The 15,337-nt window shown below is 43.2% G+C and carries 12 protein-coding genes and 2 pseudogenes; 11 read left to right on the top strand and 3 right to left on the bottom strand.

Going from position 1 to position 15,337, the window contains the following annotated elements:
• Positions 1 to 169 precede the first annotated feature (169 nt).
• The 4 genes from nagB (at position 170) to ACFPU1_RS03840 (ending at position 4,563) form a co-directional block, all read left to right on the top strand.
• Positions 170 to 910, top strand: a complete 741-nt coding sequence (gene nagB, locus ACFPU1_RS03855; RefSeq protein WP_385938845.1) for a glucosamine-6-phosphate deaminase — start codon at positions 170 to 172, stop codon at positions 908 to 910.
• A gap of 88 nt (positions 911 to 998) precedes the next feature.
• Positions 999 to 1,415, top strand: coding sequence for a VOC family protein (locus ACFPU1_RS03850; RefSeq protein WP_385938842.1), 417 nt, complete (start codon positions 999 to 1,001; stop codon positions 1,413 to 1,415).
• A gap of 206 nt (positions 1,416 to 1,621) precedes the next feature.
• The gene (gene selB, locus ACFPU1_RS03845) at positions 1,622 to 3,514 is read left to right on the top strand and encodes a selenocysteine-specific translation elongation factor (protein ID WP_385938839.1); all 1,893 of its coding nucleotides are present in this window, start codon (positions 1,622 to 1,624) and stop codon (positions 3,512 to 3,514) included.
• The gene (locus ACFPU1_RS03840) at positions 3,502 to 4,563 is read left to right on the top strand and encodes a glycosyltransferase (protein ID WP_385938836.1); all 1,062 of its coding nucleotides are present in this window, start codon (positions 3,502 to 3,504) and stop codon (positions 4,561 to 4,563) included. Before selB ends, ACFPU1_RS03840 begins: the two co-directional genes overlap by 13 nt.
• A gap of 115 nt (positions 4,564 to 4,678) precedes the next feature.
• Here the strand turns inward: ACFPU1_RS03840 and ACFPU1_RS03835 are convergent, their stop codons facing one another.
• Complete coding sequence (locus tag ACFPU1_RS03835) at positions 4,679 to 5,554, bottom strand: selenium metabolism-associated LysR family transcriptional regulator (RefSeq protein ID WP_385938833.1); 876 nt, start codon at positions 5,552 to 5,554, stop codon at positions 4,679 to 4,681.
• Between the two features lie 146 nt (positions 5,555 to 5,700).
• On the opposite strand from ACFPU1_RS03835, the gene phnD reads away from it, so the two are divergent.
• The 3 genes from phnD to phnC all read left to right on the top strand — a co-directional run bounded on the left by phnD (position 5,701) and on the right by phnC (position 8,351).
• Entirely contained in the window at positions 5,701 to 6,690 is a 990-nt protein-coding gene (gene phnD, locus ACFPU1_RS03830) for a phosphate/phosphite/phosphonate ABC transporter substrate-binding protein (protein ID WP_385938830.1), read from the top strand.
• Between the two features lie 145 nt (positions 6,691 to 6,835).
• A complete protein-coding gene (gene phnE / locus ACFPU1_RS03825; protein ID WP_385938827.1) occupies positions 6,836 to 7,597 on the top strand; it encodes a phosphonate ABC transporter, permease protein PhnE in 762 nt (253 codons plus the stop codon).
• A gap of 16 nt (positions 7,598 to 7,613) precedes the next feature.
• On the top strand, positions 7,614 to 8,351 hold the full coding sequence (phnC, locus tag ACFPU1_RS03820; protein WP_385938824.1) for a phosphonate ABC transporter ATP-binding protein: 738 nt from the start codon (positions 7,614 to 7,616) through the stop codon (positions 8,349 to 8,351).
• Positions 8,352 to 8,385: 34 nt separating this feature from the next.
• Here the strand turns inward: phnC and selD are convergent, their stop codons facing one another.
• A complete protein-coding gene (selD, locus tag ACFPU1_RS03815) occupies positions 8,386 to 9,438 on the bottom strand; it encodes a selenide, water dikinase SelD (RefSeq protein ID WP_385938821.1) in 1,053 nt (350 codons plus the stop codon).
• Positions 9,439 to 9,608: 170 nt separating this feature from the next.
• Here selD and ACFPU1_RS03810 point away from each other — a divergent pair.
• Both ACFPU1_RS03810 and selA read left to right on the top strand, forming a co-directional pair.
• Positions 9,609 to 9,800: pseudogene (locus tag ACFPU1_RS03810) on the top strand (Rdx family protein); the annotation flags it as partial.
• A gap of 101 nt (positions 9,801 to 9,901) precedes the next feature.
• Entirely contained in the window at positions 9,902 to 11,323 is a 1,422-nt protein-coding gene (gene selA / locus ACFPU1_RS03805; protein WP_385938818.1) for an L-seryl-tRNA(Sec) selenium transferase, read from the top strand.
• 103 nt (positions 11,324 to 11,426) lie between these two features.
• Here the strand turns inward: selA and ACFPU1_RS03800 are convergent, their stop codons facing one another.
• On the bottom strand, positions 11,427 to 11,570 hold the full coding sequence (locus tag ACFPU1_RS03800; protein ID WP_385938815.1) for a small acid-soluble spore protein P: 144 nt from the start codon (positions 11,568 to 11,570) through the stop codon (positions 11,427 to 11,429).
• Positions 11,571 to 11,898: 328 nt separating this feature from the next.
• On the opposite strand from ACFPU1_RS03800, the gene acnA reads away from it, so the two are divergent.
• On the top strand, positions 11,899 to 14,628 hold the full coding sequence (acnA, locus tag ACFPU1_RS03795) for an aconitate hydratase AcnA (RefSeq protein ID WP_385938812.1): 2,730 nt from the start codon (positions 11,899 to 11,901) through the stop codon (positions 14,626 to 14,628).
• 363 nt (positions 14,629 to 14,991) lie between these two features.
• Positions 14,992 to 15,254 (top strand): annotated as a pseudogene (locus tag ACFPU1_RS03790) (alcohol dehydrogenase catalytic domain-containing protein); the annotation flags it as partial.
• Between the last annotated feature and the right edge of the window lie 83 nt (positions 15,255 to 15,337).

Below are 15,337 nucleotides of genomic sequence, written 5' to 3'. Positions count from 1 at the left end.
CAAGCTTCATGGGGTGTGAATGCTTTGACACCTTCTAAGGTAGCAGCCTCTATTTCACTAAGAAGATTTGAAGATAAAGCAGCTGCTGAGACGCAAGGGGTACCCTTACATATCATACATAAAGATACTAAAATAGATAAAGGGCGGGGTGTATGTAAGGAGGGATCCAATGAAAGTCATCGTATGTTCTTCCTATGAAATGGTAAGTGTCAAGGCTGCCCAAATCGTACGCAGCCATGTAAGGGAAAAACCAGATTCTGTTTTTGGCCTGGCAACCGGGGGCACTCCTCTTCGTATGTATGACCTTTTGGCTGAAGATCATCGTCTAAATGGAACATCCTATCAAAAAGCTGTCAGCTTTAATCTGGATGAATATGTAGGATTGAATCGGTCCCATCCTAACAGCTATCATTATTATATGCAAAGTCACTTTTTTAGTAAGGTAGATCTCTTACCAGCTAATCGTTTTGTACCTGATGGGTTGGCCAGTGACTTACAAGAGGAATGTGAACAATATGAAAAACAGATAAAGGATGAAGGAGGGATTGACCTCCAAATTTTAGGACTTGGAGAAAATGGGCATATTGGGTTTAATGAGCCAGGAACCTCCTTCAAAAAAGGGACGCATGTCACAACGCTCACCAATGATACAAGAAAAGCGAATGCCCGCTTTTTTAAGAATCAACGAGAAGTTCCTCATTATGCTATCACGATGGGACTTAACACAATTATTCAGGCGAAAAAAATTGTCCTTTTAGCTGCTGGAAGGAAGAAAGCAAAAGCTGTGAAAAGAATGATTACTGGCCCAGTGACCGAATCTTTCCCGGCTTCTATTTTACAGACCCATTCAGATGTAACCATCCTGATAGATAAAGAAGCATCTTTTGAAAATATTAAAGAGGAAAAATGATTTCCACTATGGAATTTGTTATACGAAAGTCAATACATCGTTATAGATGATGTCTTAAACCTTACCTATGAACAGGGGTGTACAAGTAATGACCATGAGATTAAATCCTTACCTCGTCATGGACGGAACGGGTAAAGAAGCAATTGAATTTTATGAACATGCTTTAGGTGCAAAAGTTATCGGAATGCAAACGTTTGGCGAAATGCCAGAAAGCCCGGATTTTCCACTTCCTGAAGAAGCAAAGAACCGGATAGCACACGGCTTGTTAAAAGTAGGAGAGACAGATTTGATGCTGTCTGATACTTTTCCGGGCCAGCCCCACCAGACAGGGAATCAAGTGACAATTTGTATTGTTCTTTCCGATAAGGAAAGGACAAATGAAGTGTTTGAGGCGTTAAGCGCTGATGGAAAAGTGAACATGCCTTTACAGGAAACCTTTTGGAGTCCGGCTTACGGAATTGTCACTGATAAATTTGGAGTTACTTTTCAGATTACGACAGAGTAAAAACATCATTATTCAGGACTGGGCGGAACACTCCTTATAGGAGTGTTTTTGCTTGTTTGAAAAATAACTGATTGCCTAAAAGTGCACCCTTTTATATTGAAAACTAGATAGAGAGAGTCTCGTGCTTACATAATTATTTTTGTTGGCTGCTCAAATATAGTAAGATGTACGTAAGTAAAGACGTTAGTAAAGAGGTGGGGAAACCCGTGAAACATACATACACCATTGGAATGGCAGGTCATATTGACCATGGCAAAACAACACTTACAAAAGCATTAACAGATATAGATACTGACAGACTGCAGGAAGAAAAGGAAAGAAATATTTCGATTGAACCAGGTTTTGCTCCCCTTTCCATACATGAAGAGATGGATATTTCAATCATTGACGTTCCGGGACACGAACGATTTATCCGCCAGATGATTGCCGGGGTGGCGGGAATTGACGGAGTAATCCTAGTAGTTGCGGCAGACGAAGGGGTGATGCCCCAAACGAGGGAACACTTAGAAATCCTCTCGTTTCTTGGAATTACCCATTCATTAATTGCTGTTACCAAAGTAGACCGTGTAGAAGAAGAGCTATTGGAGCTTGTGGAGGAAGATATCAGGGAAGAAGTTCAAGGTACGCCTTTTGAGCATGCTGACCTGGTGTTTGTTGATAGTTTGTCTGGAAAAGGTTTGGATCATCTCAAGAGCAGTATTCAGGAAATGATGAAAGGAGTCCCTGGTCGAGACCCAAAGGGGGCCTTTCGCCTGCCAATTGACCAGGTATTTACCGTTCATGGCCAGGGAACGGTCGTAAGAGGGACCGTATACGAAGGAAGGATTGCTGAAGGAGAAACGGTAAAGCTTCTGCCAGCCCAAAAAACGGTGAGAGCAAGACAGCTTCAAGTACATAAGCAGCCTGTCAGGGAAGGAATAGCGGGTCAAAGACTTGCTATTAACCTTGGAGGGATTGACAAGGAAGAAGTGGAAAGAGGAGATGTCCTTGTATCAGCAGACCATTATGTGTCTGCTGATACGATTGATGTGGAACTTACCACAGTGGATGGGATCAAATTCCCTCTAAAACAACGGGGCTATATTAAGCTTCACTTAGGGACGGCGGAAGTTTACGGGAAAATTGTGTTCTTTGACCGGAATGTTCTTGAAGCAGGGAAAAAGCGGGTTCTTTGTCAGGTAAGGCTTGATGAACCTGTGGTCACAAAGAGAGGAGATCGTTTTATCTTGCGAAGACCTACTCCTGTTGAAACAATAGGCGGGGGAATGGTGATTAATACGGATACCCAAAAGTATAAGTTTGGGCAAGAGACGATAGACAAGCTTGAAAAGGATCTCGAAGGGACGCCTGAAGACCGGATTAAAGATGTCCTCCTTGAGTATAAATGGCTGAGAAAGGATGAAATAGTGAAACATTCAGGCCTTACAGCCGATGAGGCAGAAGAAACGCTTTCTCTCATGCTTGGTGGAGGAACAGTCATAGAAGTGAAGGATCAGATGTTTACGTTACCGGATTTGTTTGACAACTTTATAAATCGCTTAAGGGAGAGCTTAGAAACATTTCATGCTTCCTATCCATTAAGAGCCGGTAAAAATAAAAGTGAAATTCTTCAGGAGAATAAAGGAACTTATCCAAAAGGTTTGTTAGAGCATTTCCTTGATAGCGGGATTCAAAAAGAATTAATTAAAAGGAATAACCAATATATCTCTCTACAGAATTTCACCCCTCATTTCCCAAAAGGCTGGGAGTCTCGAATGGAAAATGTGGTCACCGCTCTGCAACGGGAAGGATTACTTGTTTCGCCTTTTGAAGAGACAGCCAGGGAACAATCTTTGCCAGACGATTTAATGAAAGAACTTCGCCAGTACCTTTTAGAAAATGGAAAAGCAGTTCCTATGGATGACAAGCATATTTGGGACCAAGAGGCTGTGTCAGAAGCTAAAAGGAAGTTACGTGACGGAACAAATGAGGTATTTACTTTGCAAGAGGCAAAAGAAGTTCTTGGCGTGACCAGGAAGTATTTAGTTCCTTTTTTAGAGTGGCTTGATAATGAAAAATGGACAGCAAGAAAGGATAAGGAACGGACATGGCTAAAATGAAGGCAACTAAGGATAAGAAAGAATTAAAGGTTGTCTTTCTTACTCCTTACCTTTATTCAATCAGAGGAAATGCCACGACAGCAAAACGCTTGACCCAGGCTCTTTCCCGGGAAGGAGTAAGCGTAAAAGTGGCTTCTTATGAAGAGGAAAGTAATGAAAAAATCAAGGCATTAATAGCAGAAAGTGACATCGTGCATGCTCTTCATGTGAGAAGGTTTGTAGAATGGCTCAGTGAAACAGCCATCAAGATTACCCAGCCCCTTTTATTAACCTCGGGAGGGACTGATGTGAATGTGGACTTCAACGATCCTGATAAACTGAAAGAAATGAAAGACATTATAAATCAAAGCAGCGGAATTACTGTGTTTACTCAGGACGGAAAAGAGAAAGTTCTTCGATCCTTTCCTGAAAGCAAAGGGAAAGTGCATATCATTCCTCAAGGGATACAACTGGAAGATAACAAGGAGATGGATATGCAGCTTCCTGCTGGCTGTCCAAAGATACTCCTTCCTGCAGGACTCCGTCCGGTAAAGGATGTATTGTTTCTGGGAGAGGCGCTTGTTTCTTTACGAAAGGTATTTCCTGATTTGCAATTTGCCATCATTGGTGCAAACCTAGATGAAAAAACCTTTCGAGAAGTAAAGAAATGGGATCTCCGATATAAATGGTTTCATTACTGGGAACCAGTACCCTTGGATAGGATGTCTACCCTTTATGAGTGGGCGGATATCGTTGTTAATACATCGAGTTCAGAAGGGCAGCCGATGGCTGTCTTAGAGGCTATGGCGTGGGGAACGCCGGTGCTTGCACGAAATATTCCAGGAAACAAAAGCGTCATTTTTCATGGCTCTAATGGTTATTTATTTAATAATCCCGAAGAGTTTATGGAGCAATGTAAAACCTTGATGGCTTCTACTGAGCTGCAAAATAAATTCATTTCTGGTGGAAAGAAAACGATATCAAAGCATCATGACCCGTCTGAAGAGGCAAAAGCTTACCTTTATTTGTACAAAGAAAGCATAAGCAAGAAAGAAGAAAACAAGGGCTGAATCTTGGCAGAAGCCGTGCACTGCCTTTTTAAGAGGGAGCAGCCTATCTCAGTCCTTTGTTTTTGAAAAGAAGATCGCTGAGCCTCTTGTGGGCAGCGATCTTCTTTTACTGTTTTTACATGGGAAGCATTTTTTTCGCCAGCTTTGTAAATGCCTCGCTTTCTTGAAGATTTTCACCGTGCTGAAGGTAAGAGGCATAAAAGGTTCTGCTCGAGGGGAGAAATCCGTAGCGCCCAACGTTTCTTTTCTTTTCATGCTGCAGTGCTAGATCAGAAACGAATCCATATCCAATGCCTGCTTCAACCAGTGAAAGCATGGACTCTGTCGTAGGTGAAATAGCTGCGGTTTCAAGCTCAGCCATCGACCCGCCCCATTCATTTAATCCCCTTTCTGCCGCGATAAACGTACCTGACCCTTCCTTTCGTTTAATAAAAGGAAGATGCTGCAGTTCCTCCATTGAAGTTATCTTTTTTTTATCAGAATTAGAAGGTCCAATAATTGCAAGCCTGTCTTCGATTAGAGGGACCACCATAAGTTCAGGATGAGTATGGAAGGCTCCAGTGAGCGCCATGTCTAAATCTCCTTTCTTCAAGGAAGAAGAGATAGTTTCTGAATCATCAACCTGCAAAGAAAGGCGAATGTCAGGATAGGCTTTTATAAAAACGCTGCACAACTTTGGCAGAAAATAGGTTCCGGGTGTGGTGCTTGCCCCTATCCGGAACGTTTTTTTCCAGCTTTCGCCCCTTTGGGAGCACCTTTCCTTTAAATCCTCCCACTCTGTCAGCCATTCACTCGCTTTTTCATACACCCATTTTCCTTCCTCGGTCAATGTGAAATGATCCCGGTCAATTAAAGAGACACCTAGTTTTTGTTCCAGAGCCTTTAAATGTTTGGTCACAGCAGACTGAGATATATGAAGTGTATCAGCAGCTTTGGAAAAGCTTTCTTGATCAGCAAGAACAACAAAGGTTGAAAGCCATTTTTCGTTCATGTACGTCCACCGCCTTTGGTATGCATATAACTTTACAATTATCTTAAACAATGGTAGCTTAGTAACGCAATCGTATTCCGTTATGGAATGGATATTTGTACGTTTTGGAAATGATAAGAAAATTGTGAAAGGATGAAGGTTCTCCTATGAAAAAGTTTACTATGCTATGTACAGGTATTATTCTTGCAGGCACCCTCGCAGCCTGTGGAGACGAAGATGGACAGGAGGAAGTGGATGAAGGGACAGAGGTAGAAGAAACAGAAGAGGAAGCCGGGGAAGAAGCAGAAGAGCCTGAGGAAGACGAATTGGCCGGTGAGGGCGACGATGATGTATTAGAAGTCGCAGTGATCCCTGCTCAGTCAATCGGTGAAATGCAGACCGGTCTTGATCGTCTGGAAGAAACATTGTCAGAAAGCCTCGACAGAGAAGTAGAGGTAGAGCATTACCCTAACTATAACGCTGTAGTTGAAGCCATTAATTACAGTCATATTGACCTTGCGTACTTAGGGCCTCTTACTTATCTAATTGCTCATGAAGAAAGCGGAGCTCAGGCTATTTTAACTCAGGAAATTGACGGGGCACCGTATTACTATTCGTATATTATTACCCATGAGGAAGCACCGTGGGACGACCTTGATGAGCTCCTTGAAGACAGGGAGGATATTGACTTTGCATTCGGCAGCATTTCCTCAACGTCAGGCTCTTTAATCCCTGGACTTGAGCTGAACCAGCGGGGAGTATTTGAAGATGAAAATAATCATGAGTTTGCCAGCGTTCGGTACACCGGCTCTCATGACATTACTTCACAAGTGGTTCAAAACCAGGAAGTTGATGCCGGGGCCGTAGATAGTGCTATTTATAATGCACTGGTAGAAGAAGGAGCAGTCGACGATGACCAGATTAAAGTTATCTGGGAGTCAGAGCAGCTCTATCAATACCCATGGGTTGTCCCTCACGATATGGAAGAGGACGAAATTGAAGCGATTCAAGAGGCGTTTATTGCCATAGAAGACGAAGAAATTTTAAATATCTTTGGCGGCGCTTCAGCGTTTGTGGAAGCGGATGACAGCCAGTATGAAGACGTCCTTGAGGCGGCAAGAGAGTTTGATATGCTCGATCCTGAGGTTCTGGATTAATCACGCTTTGTTTTAGCCGGTTATCGGTTGACGTATATCAGCCAGACCGGCTTTTTCATAATGAACATATACCTTTCGAAAACTGAGGCTTTCCGACTTTGTCTGTCAGTCTGGTTTTGGAAACACTGGGGAAAGGGTTGAAAACATGATTTGGTTCCACAAAAGATACCTCCTTTATGGAGTTATCTTACTTGCGATCACCTGGTGGAGCATGAGGGAAACGGGCTTTGAGCTTGAAAGGTTTGCTCAGTTTACAGATGCTTTTACTTTCATACAAAACCGTTTTTTGCCACCGGAATGGTCTCTGCTTCCATTGCTGCTCAGGGAATCCCTGGTGACATTGGCAGTGGCTTTCCTTGGTACTTTCTTTGCGCTTATTATTGCTCTGCCACTCAGCTTTGCGTCTGCTTCCAACACGAGCAGAAGCAGAACGGCTTATACGTTCAACCGCTTTTCTTTATCCGGCCTGCGGTCCATCCCTGAGATTGTCTTTGGTCTGATTTTTGTGGTGGTTATCGGTTTAGGCCCATTTGCAGCTGTTCTTGCTATTTTACTTCATAATATTGGAGTCCTTGGAAAGCTGATATCCGAGTTGATCGAAGCTTCTGATCCTGGTCCCCATGAAGCAATGAAGTCAGTAGGAGCCCAAAGGCGGATTGCAAGTCTGTTTGCCATCGTCCCGCAAATTTGGCCGAATATTTTATCTCATTATTTTTATCGGTTCGAAGTCGCTATTAGAACCTCTTTAATCCTTGGATTCATTGGCGGGGGCGGGATTGGCCAGCAGCTCTTTAATCAATTTCAAAGCTTTAATTATACAGCGATGGCAGTGAGCATTTTACTTATTATGCTTCTTGTCATAGTGGTAGATATGTTTGGCTCATATGTAAGGAAACGAGTGATCTAAGGAAGGGGGGGAAGGTTTGATTACATTAGAAAATGTGACGGTAAAATATCCAGGAGCCGCTGATCCGGCTATTGATAACTTGTCTTTATCATTTCAACAAGGAGAATTTATTGGTGTGCTTGGTAGAAGCGGGGCTGGAAAATCAACCTTTATCCGGACCATAAACGCTCTCCAGGAGGTAAGTTCAGGAGAAATTATTGTTGATGACTATTCTGTTCACTCCTTATCAGATGAGGATAAGCGAAGGCTTAGGACAAAAGCCGGCATGATCTTTCAGCATTTCCACCTCATCCCCAGGATGACCGTGCTTCAAAATGTGCTGACCGGACGGTTTGGCCAAAAGAAATGGTATGAGAATCTACTGGGCTTATACTCGGAGGAGGAAAAGAACGAAGGGAAGAGTGTCATTGAACAAGTTGGCCTGGAGAAAATGGCAGGAAGAAGAGTTGAGGCTCTCAGCGGCGGACAAAAACAGCGAGTGGGAATTGCCCGTGCCCTCATGCAGCAACCTGATATTTTTCTCGGAGATGAGCCAGTAGCAAGCCTTGATCCGAGTACAGCTAAGTCGATCTTTGGCATTCTTCGTTCCGTTCATGACGAAAAAAAACTGGTAACGATCATCAATATCCATGATGTTGAGATTGCCAAGAAGTTTTCAACGAGAATCATTGGATTAAAAGAAGGAAAGCTTGCTTTTGATGGACGTCCTGAGGAGCTTGATGAAAAGGCATATAATAGGATTTACGATGAATAACCCCCCTGGATCTTTCCAAGGGGTTTTTTATACGCTATTTTACTTCAATCGGTCGTTCTGTTCTTTCTGTCACACGGCCGATGATGGCTGCTTCATGAATTCCTTTTGTATGAAGGGCCTCGACATATTGATCAGCTTCTTCTTCAGGCAATGCTACAAGGAGACCGCCTGACGTGATGGCATCGCACAATAAAAGCTGCTGAGCTTTACTGAGTCGCTCATCAAAGGAAATGACAGATTCAAGCCAGCTCGCATTGGCCTTTGATCCACCGGGGATTATTCCCTCCTCGGCAAGCTGCAAGGCTCCTTCAAGCACAGGAATCCGGTCATATTCAAATGAAAAGGTGACATCGCTGGAGCCTGCCATTTCATATCCATGACCGAGTAATCCAAAGCCTGTTACATCTGTTACAGCACTTGGATGGAAAGAATCCAGAGCTTCAGCTGCCTTATTGTTAAGTGCAGCCATTGTCCGGGTAACGGCTTCTTCTTGTTCTTTTGTGACAACATCACGTTTGATGCCAGTTGTAAGAACGCCAACCCCGATCGGTTTTGTTAAGACAAGAACATCGCCGGGTTTAGCTCCCTGGTTTCTAAATATCTTGTCAGGGTGGACAATTCCTGTTGCTGCCAGACCGAATTTGGGCTCACTGTCATCAATAGAATGGCCGCCTACAATGGTTGCTCCTGATTCTGCTACTTTATCAGAAGCTCCTTTCATAATCCCTGCTAAAACTTCGTCAGGGAGAGACTTGATTGGAAAACCCACGATATTTAAGACCGTCTTTGGTTTTCCTCCCATCGCGTAAATATCGCTTAATGCATTTGCAGCAGCGATTTGGCCAAACATATATGGATCATCCACAATCGGAGTGAAGTAGTCAACGCTTTGCACAAGAGCAAGGTCATCGGTCAAACGATATACGCCCCCGTCATCAGAGGTGTTCGTACCGACTAACAAATTTGGATCAGCTTCTCGTTCTGGTAAGTGACGCAAAACTTGCGCCAGGTCTTCTGGACCAATTTTACATCCTCAGCCAGCTTTTGAGGAAAGACTAGTTAGCCTGATTTTATCTTCTTTGCTCATATTAGGACACCTCCTGTAAATTCCTTTTTTGCTGCTTACACTAGTATAAGGGTATCATTTGCATAGTGACAAACAATATCCTAAAATAAAGTTCAGAAATCAATTATAAAGGAGAAGATTTTTTTATGAAAGTAACCGTGGAATTTTGCATGCAGTGAAACTTTGCTCCAAAAGCCGTGAGTTTCGCGGACAAACTACTAGATAAATATCGAGGCGCAGTCAGCGCTGTAGAATTAATAACGAGTTCAGGCGGGGCCTTTGAAGTCACTGTTGATGGCGAAAAGGTATACTCAAAGCTTGAACAGGACAGCTTCCCGGATGAAGATCAGCTGATTGAAGAAATTGCAAAATTTAAAGAATAGATAAACAGACGGGCCGGTTATTTCTTGGAAAACGGCCCGTGTTTTTATCTCATGGGAGCTGGGATGAAGAGGCGTCCTCGATAAGAAAGGTGAGAAATAATATGAAAGAAGCTGTAAGAATGCTCCCCCCAATTCATGAGCTTCAGGTTGAGCCTGAATATACAGCTCTGGCCTTTCAGGAGAATGGAGTATCTTCTGAGAAGTTGACAGAGTGGCTCCGTGAGGAAGTAATGAAGCTGCGAGCTGACCTTCTCCAAGGTCAGGCACCGGTTCCCGTGTCTGCTGCTTCCTTTAAGAACCATGTATTGAATGCATTAAAAAAGAGAGTACAAGCCTTTGAATCCTACACACTTACACGTGTTATTAATGCCACCGGGACGATTCTGCACACCAATCTAGGGCGGGCGCGCTTGAGTGACGAAGCGATTAAACAGGTGATTATGACCTCCTCAAATTATTCCAACCTCGAATATAACATTGGGGAGGGCAAACGGGGATCCCGACATGATTTGATCGAAGATTTACTTACCGAGGTAACCGGGGCAGAAGCTGCTATGGTTGTTAATAATAATGCTGCGGCTGTTTTTTTCGTGCTTCATGCTCTTGCAAAAAATAAGGAAGTGATAGTTTCCAGGGGCCAGCTCGTGGAAATCGGCGGATCCTTCCGTGTTTCATCAATAATGGAGGAAAGTGGTGCACACTTAGTCGAGGTAGGCACAACGAACAAGACCCATTTATATGATTATGAAAATGCGCTTAATAATGATACGGGCATGATAATGAAGGTGCACACGAGTAATTTTAAAACGATTGGTTTTACGGCAGAAGTGGGTCTTGAAGAGCTTATTCCATTAAAAGAAAAAAAACAAGACAGTCAGGTTATTATATATGAAGACCTGGGAAGCGGAGCGTTGTATGATTTTTCTTCTCATGGAATTGGTGACGAGCCTACTGTAAGAGAGGTTATTGAAAAAGGAGCCGATCTAGTTACATTTTCAGGAGATAAGCTGCTTGGGGGTCCTCAAGCCGGAATTATAGCCGGTAAGAAGGAAATCATTCAAAAGCTCAAGAAAAATCAACTGGCCCGAGTACTTAGGGTTGATAAAATGACCCTGGCCGCCCTGGAAGCCACGTTGAAAGCATACGCAAAAGGAATTGAGGGGGTCCATACTCTTCCTGTAGGTAAAATGGTCCTTGAGAGCAAGGAGGAAGTAAAGAACCGGGCGGAGGTCTTTTTAAAGGGCTTGGACGCTACTTCCTGGAAGGCATCACTTATTGAAGAAACCTCACAAATAGGCGGAGGAACGATGCCGGATGTTTCATTGCCGACTTTTGCAGTAAAAGTGGAGCTTGAGGGTGAAATAGTTGAAAAAGTAATAAAGTTATTGAGAAACGGTGATGACCCTCCAGTTGTGGCCCGTGCGAAAGGAAACAGTGTTATTTTGGACTTTCGGACTGTTACCTGGGAAGAAACTGAGGTGCTCGTTCATCGTTTTGTCGCCCTTGATCAACATTTTCATTAATCATAGCGGTTGTCGTCAAAGGCTTTTTATAGAAGAAAAACGAGCTGGCATTGAACGCTTTCAGCTCGTTTTTTCTTTTTCTTTTATGAAGAAGTGGACTTATTTATCCTCTGCCTCCATGTGCCTGATTGACGTGATTGCGCTGCTTTACTTTTTTTGAACCTGGCATAGGTTCTTGCATTCCTTCTGAGTCTGTATCTTTAGGTGAATTTCTTCTCTGGTCTTTATACGTGTTTTTTTCTGTCATCCTGCACCCTCCTTTCGTACGTAGGATAAACAGAGGTGAGAAAAACATACAGAAAAAAGAAATCCTACAAAAGGACATATCACAAGAGCCTGAAATAAAAGAACTAGCACGGCTGCTTGTTGCAGTCAACAACCTTTTTCCTCGTACATATTACAGAAAGATGAAAATATTTTCACTAAGCCATTTATATTTTTACAAAGTTTTGCTATTCTTGAATAGGGAAGATTTGCGACTACTAGTATCAAAGCGTTTTCAATAGTTTTGAGCAATATCTTCGACATTTTCCCAAATGTGTTATATGATAGTTTTAAAAAGGAGGGAATACATAATGAGTAAAAACAATGATGTTTTTAACTCCCGCAAGTCCTTTTCTGTCAATGGAAAGACTTACAACTATTATGACATTAAAGCGCTTGAGGAAGCAGGAGTAGGTAAAGTATCGAATCTTCCATACTCCGTGAAAGTATTACTGGAATCTGTACTAAGACAGTACGATGATAAAGTAATCAAGAAAGAGCATATTGAAAGTCTGGCAAAATGGAGCGACAACAATAGTGGTGCCGAGGATGTACCTTTTAAGCCCTCACGTGTTATCTTGCAGGACTTCACAGGGGTGCCAGCGGTTGTAGACTTAGCTTCTCTTCGTAAGGCAATGGCTGACATTGGCGGCGATCCTCAGTCTATTAATCCTGCTATTCCGGTAGATTTAGTCGTAGACCATTCTGTTCAAGTGGATAAGTTTGGACAAAGCGACTCTTTAGAGCAAAATATGAACCTTGAATTTGAAAGAAATGAGGAGCGTTACAAGCTTCTAAGCTGGGCAACAAAAGCATATGATAACTATAGTGCAGTGCCGCCGGCGACTGGTATTGTCCATCAGGTGAACCTTGAGTATCTTGCTTCCGTAGTACATGCTGTAGAAGGTGAAGACGGAAGCTATGAAGCATACCCGGATACACTGGTAGGAACAGATTCCCATACAACAATGATAAACGGTCTTGGTGTTTTAGGCTGGGGTGTGGGCGGAATTGAGGCAGAAGCTGGAATGCTTCAGCAGCCTTCTTATTTCCCGGCTCCGGAAGTTATTGGTGTGCGCTTAAGCGGCTCCATTCCTGAGGGAGCAACAGCTACTGATGTCGCCCTTAAGGTGACACAAGTACTTCGTGAGCAAAACGTTGTTGGTAAATTTGTTGAATTCTTCGGTGAAGGACTAGCAGATCTTCCTCTCGCTGACCGAGCTACAATTTCCAACATGGCTCCTGAATATGGAGCAACTTGCGGGTTTTTCCCAGTAGACCAAGAAGCTTTGAATTACCTTCGCCTTACTGGCCGCAGTGAAGAGCATATTGAAGTGGTTTCTACTTATTGTAAGGAAAACGGCCTTTTCTATACTCCAGGTACAGATGAGCCGACATTTACTAAAGTAGTAGAAATTCCATTAAATGAAATTGAACCAAGTCTTTCCGGACCAAAGCGTCCTCAGGACCTTATCACTCTTAAAGATATGCGTGAGCAGTTTGTGAAAGCATTGTCTGCTCCAGCAGGAAACCAAGGGTTTGGACTTGCTCCGGAGGATATTGATAAGGAAGTAGAAATCAATCATCCAAGTGGAAAGAAATCCACGATGAAAACAGGTGCGGTTACAATCGCAGCGATTACGAGCTGTACAAACACCTCTAACCCTTCTGTTATGCTTGGAGCCGGACTCCTTGCTAAAAAAGCTGTGGAGAAAGGTCTTGAGGTGCCAGGCTATGTGAAGACCTCTCTTGCACCAGGTTCCAAAGTAGTTACAAGATATTTGGAAGATTCAGGTCTGCTTCCATACTTGGACAAGCTTGGATTCAACCTTGTGGGCTACGGCTGTACAACTTGTATCGGAAACAGCGGACCGCTTCCAGTGGAAGTGGAGGAAGCAATTGCTGAGAATGATATGCTTGTAAGCTCTGTGCTTAGCGGAAACAGAAACTTTGAAGGACGCATTCACCCGCTTGTAAAAGCCAACTACCTGGCTTCACCGCCGCTTGTAGTAGCTTACGCTCTTGCTGGTAATGTTAACTTTGATATCCAAAAAGACTCTTTTGGAAAAGACAAAGATGGCAACGATGTATATTTTAAAGATTTATGGCCGTCTGCCGGGGAAGTCAAAGAATTTATCGCTCAAAGTGTTTCCCCTGAAATCTTTAAGTCAGAATATGAGTCTGTATTTGATAACAATGAACGTTGGAACGAGCTTCAATCCGATGAAAATGACGCGTTATATGATTGGGATGAAGAGTCCACGTACATTCAAAACCCGCCGTTCTTTGAAGATCTTTCTGAGAACCCAGAGGATATCAAAGAGCTTAATGAACTGCGCGCGATCGGTAAGTTTGGTGACTCCGTTACCACGGATCACATTTCTCCTGCCGGTTCAATTGCAAAGGACAGCCCAGCAGGTAAATACTTGATGAGCAAAGGCTTAAAGCCTGCGCAGTTTAACTCCTATGGTTCCCGACGTGGTAACCATGAAGTTATGATGCGTGGTACGTTTGCAAATATCCGCATTAAGAACCAGCTGGCACCTGGCACAGAGGGCGGTTACACTACGTACTGGCCAACTGGTGATGTAATGGCTATTTATGATGCAGCCATGAAGTACAAAGAGGATGAGACTGGCCTCTTAGTAATGGCTGGAAAAGACTACGGTATGGGAAGCTCTCGTGACTGGGCAGCTAAAGGTACAAACCTTCTAGGCATTAAGACAGTTATCGCAGAAAGCTTTGAGCGTATCCACCGCAGTAATCTTGTTCTTATGGGTGTGCTTCCTCTTCAATTTAAAGAAGGCGAGAGTGCTGAGAAGTTAGGACTGACTGGTAAGGAAACCTTTGATGTGAAGGTGGATAACACCGTTCAGCCTCGTGATCATGTAACGGTGGTTGCAACAGATGAAGATGGCAAGACTACTGAGTTTGAAGTACTTGTTCGTTTTGATAGTGACATTGAAATCGACTACTATCGTCATGGCGGTATTCTTCAAATGGTTCTTCGCAGCAGATTGGCTGCCGCAAAGAGCAGCTAATAAGGTTAAAAGGCTGACCTGCCGGGTCAGCCTTTTTTATGATCATTAATGACAATTAGTGGCGCTTTTTCAGCAAATCACGGTTATATAGAGAGCAACGCAGGCATAGGTACAAGACGAAGACAATAAAAGGGCGTTTCCCAAAAGAAACAAATAGTCATCGTCCCCTTAAAAATTTCCCAGTAGTTGTCCGAAATATACCGATTATTTGTTCTATAGTCTAAAAGGTATGATCCATACATATAGAGCCACTTATACCTCCTGTATAACGGATGCGTATTAGTGGCTATTAAGCAGCGAACTAAATCTCTATTTTATTGTTTTTATGGATATTTTCCGTTCCTGCGTTCACAGCAGTCTTACTATCCTCTTGTACCAGGGCATGAAATTGCAGGCATTGTGACGGATGTAGGAGACGAAGTGACGAAGTACAAGGTTGGTGACCGGGTAGGGGTCGGGTGTATGGTCGACTCTTGTGGAGAATGTGAGAACTGCCAGAAAGGAGAAGGCAATATTGTCTCAAAGGAAATGTACCTACCTATGCTGGTGTGGACAAATACGGGGAGTCAACTCAAGGTGGCTATTCCACCCACATTGTTGTAACTGAGGATTTTGTACTTCGTATCAGATTCCCACAAGGTAAGCCGTTCCTGGTTATAAATTAATTTACTTGAATAATTCCATTTTAACGGCAGGATAGCAAATCCTG

The organism is Thalassorhabdus alkalitolerans, assembly GCF_042656525.1.
Classification (GTDB): domain Bacteria; phylum Bacillota; class Bacilli; order Bacillales; family Marinococcaceae; genus Thalassorhabdus; species Thalassorhabdus alkalitolerans.
Note: the sequence above shows the minus strand (reverse complement) of the source record. Positions and strands in the feature narration are given on the sequence as shown.